This is a genomic window from Streptomyces sp. NPDC088350 (assembly GCF_044753545.1).
Classification (GTDB): Bacteria; Actinomycetota; Actinomycetes; order Streptomycetales; family Streptomycetaceae; genus Streptomyces.
The window spans coordinates 207,139-220,887 of the sequence record NZ_JBIVNL010000006.1 but is presented as its reverse complement, the minus strand read 5'-3'; the positions used below and the strand labels follow the sequence as shown (position 1 = coordinate 220,887).

Genomic DNA, 13,749 nt, shown 5'->3' with positions numbered 1-13,749 from the left:
GTTTCCGCCAACTCCCCATACGTTCCACGGAGGTTGTGCGATGTCCTCTCGTTCTCCCGGTCGCCTCATGGTCCTGGCCCTCGGCGCCGGCCTGGCCGCACCGCTGTTCCTCGCCGGCCCGGCGGGCGCGGCCACGGCCCCGGCCACCGCCGCGCTCGCCAACGGCGACAACGAGGTCCTGTACACGGCCGCCGCCGGCCAGACCAACAAGGCGGTCGTGACCGCGTCGACGACCGACCTCTCGACCATCACCTACGTCATCGACGACGTCGTCACGATCAAGCCGGGCGCCGGCTGCGCGTACGTCACCGCCGCGGACCACACCAAGGTCACCTGCACGGTCCCCACCTACGACAGCCAGGACCCGTACCCCACCCTGGAAGTGAAGCTCGGCGACGGCAACGACACCCTCAGCTACCACAACAAGACCGGCCAGGTGTACTACTTCGCCTCGATCGACCTGGGCGCCGGCAACGACAAGTCCACCGACGACGGCAGGGTCGACGGCAACTACGTCTCGGGCGGCACCGGCAACGACACCCTCACCCTCGGCGCGTACTCGATCGGCTGGGGGGAGAACGGCGACGACACCATCCACGCCGGCATCGGGACCATCGCCCAGGGCGGCAACGGCAACGACACCATCACCACCGTGGGCGACGCGGCCGACGGCGGCCCCGGCAACGACGTCATCACCGCCGGCGCGGGAAACCAGAGCCTGACCGGCGGCCCCGGCAACGACAGGATCAGCGGCGGCGCCGGCAACGACACCATCTACGGCGGCACCGGCAACGACGTCCTCTACGGCAACGCGGGCGCCGACACCATCTACGGCAACTCCGGCAACGACACCCTGTGGGGCGGCACCGGCAACGACACCCTGTCCGGCGGCCCGGGCCGGAACGCCGTCCACCAGAACTGACGCGGGACGGCGCCTGCCGGGAGGTACCGCACCCTCCCGGCAGCGGCCACGCACGGCAAACCCCTTTCCCACCTGTCACAGGCATGCCATACGCTGCACTCGGCAGCCGCGCCCCGCGCGTCACCGCGTCTCTCATCCGCGGTCACGTCCGGGTGTTGCGCGGCGCTATCGACTCCCGGTCCCTGGACCGGTTTTCCTTGTGGGGGGAACAGCAGGTGCGGATGCGCAGCATCTCGACCGCGACGGCGCTCGCGGTCCTTTTCGGTTCGGCGGCGCTCAGCGTCGTAGCGACGGGTACGGCCTCGGCGGCGACCGCCAACGTCACCTCGGCCGGCGGGCTGGTCGCGGACGGCGCCCTCAAGAGGGTGTTCGTGGGCGACAGTTCGGCCGGTACGGTCGCGGCCACCGACTACTCGGGCAACGTCCTCGCCTCGGTCGGCGGCATCAGCGGGGTCTCCGACCTGGCCGTGTCCGACGACGGGGCCACCGTGTACGCGGCGGCGCAGGGCAGCCACGAGATCGTGGCGATCGACGCGGCCACGCTCGACGTCAAGGCCCGCTATCCGGTCGCCACCGGCGTGGGCCCGCGCCATGTCGCCTTCACCGCGGGCAGGCTCTGGTTCACCTACGGCGACCAGTGGGACAGCAACGTCGGCTCGGTCGACCCGGCCGTGGACCCGGCGAGTGGCACCGACCCGGTGACGCTCGGCCAGAAGCCCGACGGCGTCTCGATCAACGACCCGGGCCTCCTCGACGCCGACCCGTCCACGCCCGGTGTGCTCGCCCTCGGCGAGACCGGCCTGTCCTCGGACTCGATGGCCGTCCTGGACGTTTCGACCGGTACCCCGCAGAAGGTCTCCTTCTACCAGGGCGACTACACGCTGAACAGCGGCATCGGCGACATCGACGTGGTGCCCGGCACCGCTCAGGTGCTGGTCAACGGCTATCTGCGGGACGCCTACGCGGACGGCGGGTTCACCGCGGCCGGCTCCTACCCCGCCGCCCAGCAGGCCGACATCGCCCAGGACGGCACGCTCGCGCAGGCCAACGGCAGCACGATCGCGACCTACCAGCCGAACGCCACCAAGCCCATCCGCAGCTACGACATCGGCGTCTACGGCACGGCCGACCTGACCTGGGCCCCGGACAACTCGCGCGTCTTCGCCCTCGTCGGGAAGTCCGGCGGCGGCTACACGCTCAAGTCGCTGACCGACCCGGAGAAGAACCTCCCGACCCTCACGGTCAACGCCCCCTCCTCCGCCACCCGCGCCAAGAAGCTCACCGTCACCGGCAAGCTCTCCGCGACGATCGCGCTGCCCGCCGGAGCGAAGCTCCAGGTCACGCGCACCGACCTGGAGTCCCCGAAGGGCAAGGCGCTGCCCGCCGTCACGGTGAAGGCGAACGGCACCTACTCCTTCACGGACACCCCGCCGGCCGGCGGCACGGTCACGTACAAGGTGAGCTACGCGGGCGACGCCGGGCACGCTGCGGTCAGCGCCTCCGACAAGGTCGCCGTGTCCCGCGCGGGCACGGCCCTGAGCCTGAACAACAACGGCAAGCTGTACGGGTACGGCGCCGACGTGAAGTTCACCGCGCACCTCGGCAAGACGTACAAGAACCGCACGGTCGCGATCTACTCGGACCCCTTCGGCGGCGACAAGCCGAAGAAGCTGGTCAAGACCGGCAAGGTCAACTCCAGCGGCAACATCACCGTCACCGTGGACATGACCCGCGACACCGCCGTCAGCGCGGTCTTCGCCGGTGACGCCCGCTACGCGTCCAAGACGGTGAAGGTCACGGCGTACGCCAGGGTCAAGGTCTCCACCGCGATCACCAAGCACTACAAGAAGGCGAAGATCGGCTCGACGTCGTACTACTGGTTCCACAAGAACTCGGCGCCGATCGTCACCACGACGATGACCTACTACCAGAACCGCCAGGAGCGGCTCGACCTGCAGGTCTACTACAACGGCACGTGGTACGACTCCGACTCGGAGTACTTCGGCCTGGGCACGAGCGGCAAGGTCTCCGTGAACCTCGGCGCCCCCGGCCAGTCCGGCATCAAGGCCCGCGTCCGGGCCGCGTACATCAACGGTTCGTCCGGTGACAACGTCAACTCGACGACGTACAGCGACTGGAAGTACCTCTACTTCTCCAACTAGCGCCCAGCCGACGCCCGGTTCGCGCCTGCTCAGCAGGCGCGAGTGCAGCCCCGCCACGACGACCACGGGTCCTCGGGCGGGGCTGTTCACGTCGGCGGGAACGCCGTGTCCAGTCCCGTCATGAGCTGCGCGTACGCCTGCTCAGCGGCTGTGACGGCAGCGGCGTACGCCTCGTCGGCGGTGCGGCCGGAGGCCATGGTCCGCCAGTTCTCCAGGGCGAGTTCCTGCTGTGCGGCGATCAGGTGGGTCGCGGCCAGGCGGCGGGTGAACGGGGTGGAGTCCCCGGAGGCGGGGAGGGCGCCGGCGAGCGCGTCGATCTCCTGGCCTGTGTAGCGCTGCACCAGGCCGGTCCTCAGGCTCGGTGTGCCGTACAGCAGGTCCATGAAACCGAGCACGTCGGGATGGTCGTTCAGCCCGGTGATCGGGTCGCGGGCGGCGAGGCGGGCCAGGAAGTGGGCGCGCAGGGCGGCCGTGGGGGTCTGCCCGGGAGGGCGGTCGCCGACGACCCGGGCCGCTTCGCCGAGGTGGTCGGCGAAGCGGTGCAGGACCAGGTCCTCCTTGGTCGGGAAGTACCGGAACAGCGTGGCCTTGGAGACCTCGGCCGCCGCCGCGACCTCGACGACGGACACCTCGTCGAAACCCTTCTCGCGGAACAGGCGCAGGGCTTCCTGCGCGATGAGGTTCCGCGTGCGTTCCTTCTTGCGCTCGCGCAGACCGGCGGGTTCGTCCATGCCGATCACTGTACCAGGCGAGTGAGACTCGGGATTGGATGAGGCCGGGGATTGAATGATGCTGGAAATCTTCTGAGACCTGGTTGCATTTTCTCTTCGTCCGGTGTTCACTGACTGTGACTGGTTGCGACGAAGACGAGGAGACCGCCATGAGCGACGACGACGTCCTGATCGTGGGCGCGGGGCCGACCGGCCTCACGCTCGCCATCGAGCTGGCCCGGCGCGGTGCGGGGGTGCGGATCGTGGACGCGGCCCGGACCCCGCACCGGGAATCCCGGGGCAAGGGCCTGCAGCCGCGCACCCTGGAGGTCCTGGAGGACCTCGGTGTCGCCGAGCGCGCCCTCGCCACCGGGACGACCCGCCTGCCGTTCCGCAAGTACTTCGACGGCACGCATGTGAACGACACGGACCCGTTCGCGGACGCGCTCCCCACACCCGACGCGCCGTACGAGCGAGGGGTCCTCATAGGGCAGTGGCAGGTGGAGGAGATCCTGCGCGAGCGGCTCGCGGAGCTGGGGGTCACCGTCCAACCCGGCACGGAGGTCACGGGATTCGAGCAGGACGCGGACGGTGTCACGGCCGTCCTCGCCGGGGGCGATCGGATCAGGGCCGGCCATCTCGTCGGCTGCGACGGCGGGCGCAGCCGGGTGCGCGGGGCGATGGGGGTGCGCTTCGACGGTACGGCCGACGAGGCGCAGTCGATGGTCGTCGGGGACGTGCGGGCCGAGGGGATCAGCCGGGACGTCTGGCACCAGTGGTTCACGCCGGACGGGGGCGTGATGCTGTGCCCCGTGCCCGGCACGGACTCCTTCCAGTTCCAGGCCGGTCCCGAACTCGACGCGAGCGGCGAGCCGTTGCCGCCGACACTGGAGAGTTTCCAGCGGATCTTCGACCGGCACGCGCGCGTGCCCGGCATCACGCTGACCGACCCGACCTGGCTCTCCGTCTGGCGGGTCAACGTCCGCATGGTCGACCGGATGCGCGCCGGCCGGGTCTTCCTGGCCGGGGACGCCGCCCACGTCCACCCGATCGCGGGCGGACTCGGCATGAACACCGGTATCCAGGACGCCTACAACCTGGGCTGGAAACTCGCCCTCGCGACCGCCGGGCAGGCAGGCCCCGGCCTCCTGGACACCTACGAGGAGGAGCGCCTCCCGGTGGCCGCCTGGACCCTGGGCATCTCCACCGATCTGTACGCCCGAGTGCGGGAAGCGGTCAAGGAACCGGGCACCGGCGTCGAGGCCGCCGCCCCGCCCCCGATGGGCACGGGTTACCGCTGGAGTTCCCTGGCCACCCCTTCCACCCCCGGCGGCACCGGTGACCCCGACGTCCTGCGCCCCGGCGACCGCGCGCCCGACGCCCCCTGCCTGGACGCCTCCGGCCGGCGCGTCCGGCTCTTCCAGGTGTACGCCGACCCACGCTTCACCCTGCTCGGCTTCGGCACCGAAGTCGCGGGCGCGGTGGGCAAGTTGGGGGCCGCATACGAGGGCCTGGTGCAGGCGTGCACGGTGGACGGCGACGAGGAAGGCCTGCGCGACCACGAGGGGCATGCCCGGCGGGCGTACGGCGTCACCGGACCGGCCCTCGTCCTGGTCCGCCCCGACAACCACATAGGACTGCTCACCACCGACCCCGCGGAGGTAGCGGCCTACCTGGGAAGGAATGTTCAGATATGGCCGCATTGATGGATGAGGAGTGATACTCGGAGTATGAGCACGGCAGCGTATGAACTACTGGCCGCGTCGTCGCACAACAGCCTCAACGTGGCCGCGGCCTTTCTCGGTGGCCTGGTGATCGCAGGCGCGCTGGTCTGGGCCATACATTTCGGTATGAAGGTCCGTGACCAGGAACTTCCCCGGCCGCTCCCCGAGGAGCAGCCCCACCTCCCCGCCACCGGCGCGATCCACGAGATGAGCGAGATGCGGGAGCCCGACGAGATGCCCGTCGCCTCGGAGGAGAAGGAGCGGCTGATGCCGTACCAGCTCCACCACTCCGGAAGCAGAACGGGAAAGGACCAGAGCCGACACCGCTGGCTGCCGGGAAGGAGCGGTTCCTTCGGCGGGGGCGGCATCGGGCACGTGTGACGTGCCCTGCGTGACCTGACCTGTGGGTACGCGGGGTTGGGTCAGACCTCCGCCGCCGGCAGCGTCACCTCGAACCGGCAGCCGCCCGACACGTTCCGTACGGCGGCCCGCCCCTGGTGCGCCTCCACGATGCCGCGCACGATCGCGAGCCCCAGCCCGGCCCCGGCCGGCGGGGTCCGCGCGTGCGTGCCGCGCCACCCGGTGTCGAAGACGCGCGGCAGATCCTCCTCCGGGATACCGCCGCAGCCGTCCGTCACCGACAGCACGACACCCTCGGTGGTCCGCTCGGCGGCGACGGCGACCGTGCCGTCGGCCGGTGTCCGCCGGATCGCGTTGACCAGCAGATTCCCCAGCACCCGGCTCATCTCCTTGCCGTCCACCTCGACCGGCACCGGTTCGATCAGCTCGCCGACCAGCCGTACGCCGTGCTCGCGCGCGAGCGGGTCGGCGCCGGCGAGGGCGTCGCCGATCAGGTCGTAGAGGGACATCCGGGAGCGGGTGAGGGCGAGGGCGCCGGCGTGGATGCGGGAGAGTTCGAAGAGGTCGCCGACCATGTCGTTGAGGCGCTCGACCTCGGTGCGGATCTGCCGGAGGTAGCGGTCGGGGTCGGCGGCGACGCCGTCCTCCAGGGCCTCGGACATCGCGCGGAGACCGGCGAGCGGGGTGCGCAGGTCGTGGGAGATCCAGGCGACGAGTTCACGCCTCGACGACTCCAACGCCCGTTCGCGGTCCCGGGATTCGGCGAGCTTGGCGCTGGTGGCCGCCAACTCGCGGCTCAGATCGGCGAGTTCGGCGGTGGCGGGGCGCTGCGGGGCGGAGAAGTCGCCGTCGTCGCCGAAGTCACGTGCGGCGCGGGCGAGTTCACGGCTCCGGGCGACGACCCAGCGGCCGAGCAGCAGCGCGGTGAGGAGGGAGACGACGGCGGCCATCGCGACCACCGTCGTGACCACGGACAGGTCATGCCGGGACAGGAACATGGCCTGCGCCACGGCCAGCGTCCCGGCGAGCATCGCGGTCACGGCGACGACGGCGACCACGAACACGGACGCGGTGAGCGACCGCCGGCGCAGCAACCACAACGCCCCCGCACCGACCACCCCCGCCGCGGCGGCCCCGAGAAAGGCGAACAGGGCGATGAGCAGCATGTCCCGCATGATCAGCCCTCCGCCGAAGGGCCGGCGACCTGGGCCGGTTCAAACCGATATCCCACTCCCCACACCGTCTGGATGAGCCGAGGCCGCCCCGGATCGTCCTCGACCTTGCCGCGCAGCCGCCGCACATGCACGGTGACGGTCGACAGATCACCGAAGTCCCACCCCCACACCTCGCGCATCAGATCCTCCCGCGCGTACACCCGCCCCGGATGCCGGAGGAAGAAGGTGAGGAGGTCGAACTCCCGGTGGGTGAGGGCGAGTTCGGCACCGTCCTTGGTGGCACGCCGGGCGCCGGGGTCGACGGCCAGCCCACCGGCCGCGAGCGGGGTCGGGGACCCCACGGGCGACCGGGACCGCCGCAACACCGACTCCACCCGCAGCACCAGCTCCCGCGGGCTGAACGGCTTGGTGACGTAGTCGTCGGCGCCGACCTCCAGCCCCAGGATCCGGTCGTCCTCGTCCCCACGGGCGGTCAGCATGATCACCGGCACGGGCCCGCGCCCGCGCATCCGCCGGCACACCTCCAGACCGTCCATCCCCGGCAGCATCAGATCGAGCACCACCAGATCGGGCCAGTGCGCATCGGCCCGCGCAAGCGCCTCCGGCCCGTCCCCGGCCCGCTCCACGACATACCCGGCCCGGTCGAGATACCCGGACACCACTTCGGCGACGGTCGGATCGTCGTCCACGACCAGCACCCGGGCCCCGACGGCCCCCTCCACTGCCCCGACCTTCTCGTACGACTGCTGCATACGGCCAGCGTCGCACCGCACCCGCCTCGATGTGACCCGACGAGGACTCCGGCGGTCAGACGTCCGCGTTCCGTAAGATCCAGCGGCTTCGGCGGAACCGTCCGCGGACCAACCTGACGACCGAAGAGAAACCCAGAAGAACCTGAACCTTGAACCTGCGGAAATCACAGCGCACCCGTCCACCGCCGCCGCGACCGGAAACGGGCCGTGACGGCTATGGACGGGCGCGGGGGCGATGACGCGCGTACGCGGCGCTCTACCGCCTCGCCCCGGACATCGAAGCCTCCGGGTCGTACACCGCCAGTGCCCAGATCACGAACACGTCGACCGCGATCATGATGACCGACCAGATCGGGGCGTACGGCAGGAACATGAACTGGAGGATCGCGCTGAGGCTCGCGAGGACGATGCCGCAGACGCGGGCCCAGCTCATGCCCCGGAGGATGCCCCAGCCGGTGACCGCGCCGACGGCGCCGACGCAGAGGAGGATGACGCCCCAGCCGGTGAGGTTGATGCTGTACACGTAGTCGCCGACGCGGGTGTACACGTCGTCCTTGGCGAGTGCGGAGATGCCCTGGAGGATGGCGATGACGCCGTTCATCAGCATCAGGACACCGGCGAACACGGCACCGCCGACCGCCAGACCACCGCCGGACGGGGGCGCGCCGTAGCCCCGCGTGCCAGGGGCGGCGCGGCCGGATTCGTTCCAGGCCGGGGGCTTCTCCTCGCCGCCGGTGGACGTCGAGTGCGGCTGCTGTGTCGAGTGCGGCTGCTGCGTCATGGCCGTGCCCCACCTCTCTGTGGTCTGCGGTCTGCCTTCGCTGCCTTGGTGCTTCGACCATCCGGCGGTGACACGTCCTCCACCAGGGGGGTTACGCCGTCCGGGTGACGCCGGCATGCGGGCGTCCGGCATCGGACCTTCACTGGAGGGACAGCCCAGGGCAGCACCGACTCACGGAGGCGACATGGCCGGGTACCGGACGCGCTGGAGGGGCGCCGTGGCGCTGACAGCGGGCGTAGCGCTGCTGGGCCTGACCGGTTGTTCCGGCGACAACAGCCCTTCCTCCGTCGCCGGCAAGGCCGCGTCCGCCGCCGCGTCCATCGGCGCGCAGGCCACGGGTGCGATCGCGTCGGCGACCGCCGAGGCCGGCCGCAGGCTCGACGAGGTGAAGAACGGCGTCGACGCCAAGGACGCCGTGAAACTCGGCACGCCTGCCACCGACTCGGCCGGGCGCAGCACCGTCGAGGTCACCGTCGACAACAGCGCCGGCTCGGCCAGGTCCTTCGCCGTACAGGTCGAGTTCAAGGACAAGGGCGGCAATCTGCTCGACACGGTGGTCGTCACCGTCTCCGACGTCCCGGCCGGCAAGTCCGCTACGGCGACGGCCCGCAGCAACCGCGACCTGTCGGGCGGGGTGCGGGCGGACGTCGGGGCGGCCCTGCGGTACTGACGGAAACCCGGAAGGGCCCGCAAGTCCCCTTTCTCCAAGGTGACTTGATCAGGCCATCCAGAAGAAGACGGCGGTCATCCGCTTCTCCTCCAGCGTGCTGCCGTGGTAACTGGTCGCGCTGTGCACGAGGTTGGCGTGGTAGAGCAGCAGGCTGTTGTACCTGTGCGGCACGCGCACGTCCTCCTCAAAGGCGTCGGGCGCGACGAAGCGCGTACCCAGGGCGTCGACGAGGTTGTTGTGCGGAGCCTGCACGACGTTGCCGCCGAGCCGTCCGCCCGGCAGATGCTGCCGGTAGAAACTGGTGCCGCAGTCCTTCGGCACGGAGGGGTTGAGATACAGCACGGCGGCGTACCGGCACAGCGCGCGCGAGTCGGTGTGCGGGCGGGGTTCACTCTCGCCCTCGCCCACGACCTGAATGCAGTTGTGGTTGAGCGTCCCGCCCCCGGGCGCCTTCTGCACCCACAACTCCTTGGCCCCGGTGGCCTGTTTGACCAGCCGCTCGATCCGCCCCAACTCGGACGGCTCCAGCCCCGGCATGGTACGCAGCCCCGGCCAGCTCTCCGACGTGTACGGATACCCCTTCACCCAGTCGTCCTTCGCGAGACACCGCTCCCGTACGGCGTCCACGTCGGGCAGGACGTCGTTCAGCACCCAGTAGTCGCGGCCCTTGGTGGGCTTGCGGTACGGGAGAACGGGGAGGGGGGCCTGGCGGGCCCGCTGCTGGGGGTGTGGGGGGAGTGGTGGCATGGGGCCGAACGTATAGCGGGGGTTCACCAATGCTGTGCCATACATCGGTCAACATTCCGTCAACGTAGGGTTGTTGACGTTCAAGGTCAGGGCGTCAGGGCGTCAGGCGTCAGGCCGTCAGACCGACTCCGGGGAGCCCTCCGAGCCGTCGGCCTCGTCGGCCTCGCCGGCGAACAGGTCCTCCGCGTGGTCGACCGTACCGGCGCGGTCGAGCCAGTCGTTGAGGCGGTCGAGGTCGGTGCAGGTGGTGATGCGCTCGCGGGTGTCGTCGGAGACGGGCACACCACGGACCTCCAGGACGCGGAGGATTCCCTTGACCTCGCCCTTGGCCTCACCTTCGAGGTAGGCCCTCTCCATGAGGTGACCTCGGCCGGGGAAGTAGTTGACGAAGCCCATGATGCTCCTCCATTTGTCTCCGGCGGGGGTCTCCCCGAGGGTGACGTCCAGGAATTGGTAGATGTAGTCGGAGGCCTCTGTGTCCACGCCCGTCAGGGCGTGGTCCAGTGCGTCCAGTATGGCGTCGCAGTCGCGGTTGTTGGCGTGTGTCAGGGCGGAGAACGCGGCCATCGCGGGATTCCTGGCCGCGGTCCTCGCGTCCGTGATCATCGGGAGGTTGTCCGGTCCGACGACGAGGGGGAACGTTCGCTGGACCGTCCAGCCGCGTGTACCGCAGTCGAACGGCCCGGCTGCCCACTTGGCCGTGGCCCGGTCGCGGCAGAGCACGAGCAGCAGGACCGGCAGTTTGTACTTCGACTGGAGGTAGGCGACGTAGTACGGCCAGCTCAACTCCTTCCTGTCGTCCCGCCGTTCCTGCGACTCGACGGCGAGCAGGAAGTCCTCGCCGTCCGACGGGCACACCCGCAGCGCCGTGTCGATGTGCCGTGCGATCGGCCGGGTCTCCGTCACGTCGGGGGTGATCGCGTACACCGCCGCCTTCTCGGGTAACGCGATGCCGAGTACGCCGAAGACGGGCGTCAGGATCTCGGGCCGCTCCTGGAAGATGCGGTGCATGCCCTCGTGAGCTGATGTGACCATGTGCGCAACCTAGGTGGATCAAGGGCCGAGCTGTCCGGCCGATTCGGGGACGTTCACTCTTTCGAGGGGCGGAGGAACGTTCAGGCCGCGCCGCCGAGTTCGCACCATACGTACTTGCCCTTCCTGCCGTTCCTGGACAGCGGCTGCCAGCCCCAGAGATCGGCGCAGGCCTTGACGAGGGCGAGACCGCGTCCGTCCTCCAGGTCGGTGATCGCGGTCAACTCGCTTGGGGGTTCAGGGGGTTCGGGGTTCGCGTCCCAGGCGCCGATACGGAGAGTGCTTGGCGACCAGGAGACACGCAGCGCGGCGGGACCGTCCGTGTGGCGTACGGCGTTGCTCACCAGCTCCGTTGCGAGGAGTTCGGCGGTGTCGACCAGGCCGATCAGTCCGTGCATCGTGAGGATCAGGCGGAGGGTGCGGCGGCTGACGGTGACGGCGCGGGGGTCCTGGGGATGTGGAGGGAGTACTCCCAGGGGGCCAGGTACTCGGTTTCGGGCATGCGTGAACTCCGTTCGGGTGGAGGGGAGTTGATGTGCGGGGGCGGTGGCAGTGCCGCAGCCGTCTTGGCAGGACGGAGCGGTGCGCTTCCGGTCACCCGGGGTTTCGCAGTGTGCGCGGCGCATCACTGACGGTAGGGCCACAATTTGGTACCGCGCAAGTCGTTGCCGTAATCTGCCCCTCGAACGAGGCGCTGCTGTAGCGCAGTTGCGTACGAGGAGGAACGACATGGCGCGCAGGAAGCAGCCCACGGCGCGTCAAGAGCGGCTGGGCGCGGAGCTGCGGAAACTGCGCGAGGCCGCAGGGATCAAAGGGCGTGACGCTGCGGCCCTGCTCGGAACGGACTCTGCTCAGATCAGCCAGATCGAGTTCGGCACAGCGGGGGTGAGCGAGGAGCGTGTACGACGCCTGGCCGCTCACTACTCGTGTACGGACAGCGAGTTGATCGATGAACTGGTAGCCATGGCGACCGACCGGACACACGGCTGGTGGGAGGAGTACCGGGGTCTACTGCCCACGCCTTTCCTCGACCTGGCCGAACTGGAGCACTACGCCACCTACCGGTGGGACGTGGACTTCCTCCATATTCCGGGACTTCTCCAGACTGAGGACTACGCCCGGGCGCTCTTCTCGTTCACCACACCCGACCTCCCCGAGAGCGAGCTCGACGCCTGCGTGAACCACCGCATGCGCCGGCGCCTAATCATCGAAGATCCCCGACCCACTCCCTACGAGACGGTGATCCACGAAGCGGCCCTCCGCATCAGAGTTGGCGGCCGGACGGCTTTCCGAAATCAGCTGACCCGCGTCCTGGAGCTGTCGGATACGGATCACATCACCGTGCGCGTCATCCCGTTCAGCCTCGACGACTTCGCCGGCGCCGGAAGCACGATGGTGTACGCGGGAGGTGCGGTGCCCCTCCTCGACACGGTCGTACGCGATGCACCGCACGGCACCACGTTCATCGACTCCACGGCCCAACTGGACCACTTTCGAAGGCTCTTCCGTAAAGTGAAAGCGGTGTCGCTCGACCCCGACCGGTCGCGTGACGTAGTCCATCAGTTGACCAAGGAACTGTGAGGCAAACGATGGCCATCCCCGACAACTGGCAGAAGTCTTCCTTCTCCGGCGGCGGCGAGGGCAACGCCTGCGTCGAACTGACCGCGACCCGCACGACAATTCGCCTCCGCGAAAGCGACACCCCCACCACCGAACTCACCACCAGCCCCAACCCCCTCGCCCAGCTCCTCCAGGCGATACACACCGGCACCCTCCAATCCCGCCCCTGACAAAGGAGCTGCGAGGCACACCATGAACCGCACCCTCAACTGGCAGAAGTCATCCTTCTCCGGAGGCGGCGAGGGCAACGACTGCGTGGAAATCGGCTGGCAGAAGTCGTCATTTTCGGGAGGGGCCGAAGGCAACGAGTGCGTCGAACTCGGTGCAGCCCTCCCTGGCGTGATCCACCTCCGCGAATCCGACACCCCCACCACCGAACTCACCACGAGCCCCGTCTCCCTCGCCCACCTCCTCCAAGCGATACGCACCGGCACCCTCCCCCAAGCCGCGTGACCCACGCCACACCCACCCCTGTCACATCCATACCGGGCCGTTCCGTCAGAACTGTGTACGCACCAGCCACGACACAGAACACGACAGAACAAAGGAGCCCCCATGGGTGCCCGACTGAACGCCTTCGCCAGTCCCGTCGCCGGCAAGGCCCTGAAGCACTTCGTCGCCGCGGGCAAGGTCATCGAGGACTCACCCCTCCCCGCCGCCACGCAGGAACTCGTGAAGATCCGGGCGAGTCAGATCAACGGGTGCGGGTTCTGCACCGACATGCACACCAAGGACGCGACCGCCGCCGGGGAGACCTCGGTGCGGCTCAATCTCGTCGCGGTGTGGCGTGAGGCCATCGTGTTCAGCGACGCGGAGCGCGCCGCGCTGGAGTTGGCGGAGGAGGGCACCCGGATCGCGGACGCGGCGGGCGGGGTCTCGGACGAGGTGTGGGCGAACGCGGCCAAGTACTACGACGAGGAACAGCTCATGGCCCTGGTCTCGCTGATCGCCCTCATCAACAGCTTCAACCGCATGAACGTCATGCTCACGATGCCCGCAGGCGACTACCAGCCGGGCCAGTTCACGTAGTTCGCAGTGCGGGCGCCAACCGGAGGCCCCACCCCTCACTTGTGACGCGCCCCACTCGGGCTTTA

The 13,749-nt window shown here is 69.5% G+C and carries 15 protein-coding genes and 1 pseudogene; 9 read left to right on the top strand and 7 right to left on the bottom strand.

Annotated features, from left to right (window positions below; all coding sequences use genetic code 11):
- Positions 1 to 40: 40 nt before the first annotated feature.
- Entirely contained in the window at positions 41 to 922 is an 882-nt protein-coding gene (locus tag ACIQBL_RS22425; RefSeq protein ID WP_401944382.1) for a calcium-binding protein, read from the top strand.
- A 221-nt stretch (positions 923 to 1,143) separates the two neighbouring features.
- Complete coding sequence (locus ACIQBL_RS22420; RefSeq protein ID WP_401944380.1) at positions 1,144 to 3,084, top strand: YncE family protein; 1,941 nt, start codon at positions 1,144 to 1,146, stop codon at positions 3,082 to 3,084.
- 86 nt (positions 3,085 to 3,170) lie between these two features.
- Here the strand turns inward: ACIQBL_RS22420 and ACIQBL_RS22415 are convergent, their stop codons facing one another.
- On the bottom strand, positions 3,171 to 3,815 hold the full coding sequence (locus tag ACIQBL_RS22415; protein ID WP_401944378.1) for a TetR/AcrR family transcriptional regulator: 645 nt from the start codon (positions 3,813 to 3,815) through the stop codon (positions 3,171 to 3,173).
- A 149-nt stretch (positions 3,816 to 3,964) separates the two neighbouring features.
- On the opposite strand from ACIQBL_RS22415, the gene ACIQBL_RS22410 reads away from it, so the two are divergent.
- Together ACIQBL_RS22410 and ACIQBL_RS22405 are read left to right on the top strand one after the other, a co-directional pair.
- On the top strand, positions 3,965 to 5,500 hold the full coding sequence (locus tag ACIQBL_RS22410; protein WP_401944376.1) for an FAD-dependent monooxygenase: 1,536 nt from the start codon (positions 3,965 to 3,967) through the stop codon (positions 5,498 to 5,500).
- Positions 5,501 to 5,524: 24 nt separating this feature from the next.
- Positions 5,525 to 5,899, top strand: coding sequence for a DUF6479 family protein (locus ACIQBL_RS22405; RefSeq protein WP_401944374.1), 375 nt, complete (start codon positions 5,525 to 5,527; stop codon positions 5,897 to 5,899).
- Between the two features lie 41 nt (positions 5,900 to 5,940).
- Here ACIQBL_RS22405 and ACIQBL_RS22400 read toward each other — a convergent pair whose 3' ends face one another.
- The 3 genes from ACIQBL_RS22400 to ACIQBL_RS22390 all read right to left on the bottom strand — a co-directional run bounded on the left by ACIQBL_RS22400 (position 5,941) and on the right by ACIQBL_RS22390 (position 8,586).
- The gene (locus tag ACIQBL_RS22400) at positions 5,941 to 7,053 is read right to left on the bottom strand and encodes a sensor histidine kinase (protein WP_401944372.1); all 1,113 of its coding nucleotides are present in this window, start codon (positions 7,051 to 7,053) and stop codon (positions 5,941 to 5,943) included.
- 2 nt (positions 7,054 to 7,055) lie between these two features.
- Positions 7,056 to 7,805: a response regulator transcription factor gene (locus ACIQBL_RS22395; protein WP_401944370.1), complete on the bottom strand. Its 750-nt coding sequence runs from the start codon at positions 7,803 to 7,805 to the stop codon at positions 7,056 to 7,058.
- Positions 7,806 to 8,061: 256 nt separating this feature from the next.
- Complete coding sequence (locus ACIQBL_RS22390; RefSeq protein WP_401944368.1) at positions 8,062 to 8,586, bottom strand: hypothetical protein; 525 nt, start codon at positions 8,584 to 8,586, stop codon at positions 8,062 to 8,064.
- A gap of 184 nt (positions 8,587 to 8,770) precedes the next feature.
- On the opposite strand from ACIQBL_RS22390, the gene ACIQBL_RS22385 reads away from it, so the two are divergent.
- The gene (locus ACIQBL_RS22385) at positions 8,771 to 9,256 is read left to right on the top strand and encodes a hypothetical protein (RefSeq protein ID WP_401944366.1); all 486 of its coding nucleotides are present in this window, start codon (positions 8,771 to 8,773) and stop codon (positions 9,254 to 9,256) included.
- A 48-nt stretch (positions 9,257 to 9,304) separates the two neighbouring features.
- On the opposite strand, the gene ACIQBL_RS22380 is transcribed toward ACIQBL_RS22385, so the two are convergent.
- The 3 genes and pseudogenes from ACIQBL_RS22380 to ACIQBL_RS22370 all read right to left on the bottom strand — a co-directional run bounded on the left by ACIQBL_RS22380 (position 9,305) and on the right by ACIQBL_RS22370 (position 11,537).
- Positions 9,305 to 10,003, bottom strand: coding sequence for a DUF6445 family protein (locus ACIQBL_RS22380; RefSeq protein WP_401944364.1), 699 nt, complete (start codon positions 10,001 to 10,003; stop codon positions 9,305 to 9,307).
- 117 nt (positions 10,004 to 10,120) lie between these two features.
- Positions 10,121 to 11,038, bottom strand: a complete 918-nt coding sequence (locus tag ACIQBL_RS22375) for a hypothetical protein (RefSeq protein WP_401944362.1) — start codon at positions 11,036 to 11,038, stop codon at positions 10,121 to 10,123.
- A gap of 80 nt (positions 11,039 to 11,118) precedes the next feature.
- Positions 11,119 to 11,537, bottom strand: a pseudogene (locus ACIQBL_RS22370) (ATP-binding protein).
- A 227-nt stretch (positions 11,538 to 11,764) separates the two neighbouring features.
- Between ACIQBL_RS22370 and ACIQBL_RS22365 the strand changes: the two are divergent.
- The 4 genes from ACIQBL_RS22365 (at position 11,765) to ACIQBL_RS22350 (ending at position 13,684) form a co-directional block, all read left to right on the top strand.
- Positions 11,765 to 12,616 carry a helix-turn-helix domain-containing protein gene (locus tag ACIQBL_RS22365; RefSeq protein ID WP_401944360.1) on the top strand — a complete coding sequence of 284 codons (852 nt, stop codon included), beginning with the start codon at positions 11,765 to 11,767 and terminating at the stop codon, positions 12,614 to 12,616.
- An 8-nt stretch (positions 12,617 to 12,624) separates the two neighbouring features.
- Entirely contained in the window at positions 12,625 to 12,825 is a 201-nt protein-coding gene (locus ACIQBL_RS22360; protein WP_401944358.1) for a DUF397 domain-containing protein, read from the top strand.
- Positions 12,826 to 12,847: 22 nt separating this feature from the next.
- Positions 12,848 to 13,108: a DUF397 domain-containing protein gene (locus ACIQBL_RS22355; protein ID WP_401944356.1), complete on the top strand. Its 261-nt coding sequence runs from the start codon at positions 12,848 to 12,850 to the stop codon at positions 13,106 to 13,108.
- Positions 13,109 to 13,210: 102 nt separating this feature from the next.
- Positions 13,211 to 13,684 carry a carboxymuconolactone decarboxylase family protein gene (locus ACIQBL_RS22350; RefSeq protein WP_401944354.1) on the top strand — a complete coding sequence of 158 codons (474 nt, stop codon included), beginning with the start codon at positions 13,211 to 13,213 and terminating at the stop codon, positions 13,682 to 13,684.
- Positions 13,685 to 13,749 lie beyond the last annotated feature (65 nt).

Bases quoted from the DNA above. Each gene is read 5' to 3' on its own strand.
- ACIQBL_RS22425 (WP_401944382.1), top strand. From the start codon at position 41: ATGTCCTCTCGTTCTCCCGGTCGCCTCATGGTCCTGGCCCTCGGCGCC.
- ACIQBL_RS22420 (WP_401944380.1), top strand. From the start codon at position 1,144: ATGCGCAGCATCTCGACCGCGACGGCGCTCGCGGTCCTTTTCGGTTCG.
- ACIQBL_RS22415 (WP_401944378.1), bottom strand. From the start codon at position 3,815: ATGGACGAACCCGCCGGTCTGCGCGAGCGCAAGAAGGAACGCACGCGG.
- ACIQBL_RS22410 (WP_401944376.1), top strand. From the start codon at position 3,965: ATGAGCGACGACGACGTCCTGATCGTGGGCGCGGGGCCGACCGGCCTC.
- ACIQBL_RS22405 (WP_401944374.1), top strand. From the start codon at position 5,525: ATGAGCACGGCAGCGTATGAACTACTGGCCGCGTCGTCGCACAACAGC.
- ACIQBL_RS22400 (WP_401944372.1), bottom strand. From the start codon at position 7,053: ATGCGGGACATGCTGCTCATCGCCCTGTTCGCCTTTCTCGGGGCCGCC.
- ACIQBL_RS22395 (WP_401944370.1), bottom strand. From the start codon at position 7,805: ATGCAGCAGTCGTACGAGAAGGTCGGGGCAGTGGAGGGGGCCGTCGGG.
- ACIQBL_RS22390 (WP_401944368.1), bottom strand. From the start codon at position 8,586: ATGACGCAGCAGCCGCACTCGACACAGCAGCCGCACTCGACGTCCACC.
- ACIQBL_RS22385 (WP_401944366.1), top strand. From the start codon at position 8,771: ATGGCCGGGTACCGGACGCGCTGGAGGGGCGCCGTGGCGCTGACAGCG.
- ACIQBL_RS22380 (WP_401944364.1), bottom strand. From the start codon at position 10,003: ATGCCACCACTCCCCCCACACCCCCAGCAGCGGGCCCGCCAGGCCCCC.
- ACIQBL_RS22375 (WP_401944362.1), bottom strand. From the start codon at position 11,038: ATGGTCACATCAGCTCACGAGGGCATGCACCGCATCTTCCAGGAGCGG.
- ACIQBL_RS22365 (WP_401944360.1), top strand. From the start codon at position 11,765: ATGGCGCGCAGGAAGCAGCCCACGGCGCGTCAAGAGCGGCTGGGCGCG.
- ACIQBL_RS22360 (WP_401944358.1), top strand. From the start codon at position 12,625: ATGGCCATCCCCGACAACTGGCAGAAGTCTTCCTTCTCCGGCGGCGGC.
- ACIQBL_RS22355 (WP_401944356.1), top strand. From the start codon at position 12,848: ATGAACCGCACCCTCAACTGGCAGAAGTCATCCTTCTCCGGAGGCGGC.
- ACIQBL_RS22350 (WP_401944354.1), top strand. From the start codon at position 13,211: ATGGGTGCCCGACTGAACGCCTTCGCCAGTCCCGTCGCCGGCAAGGCC.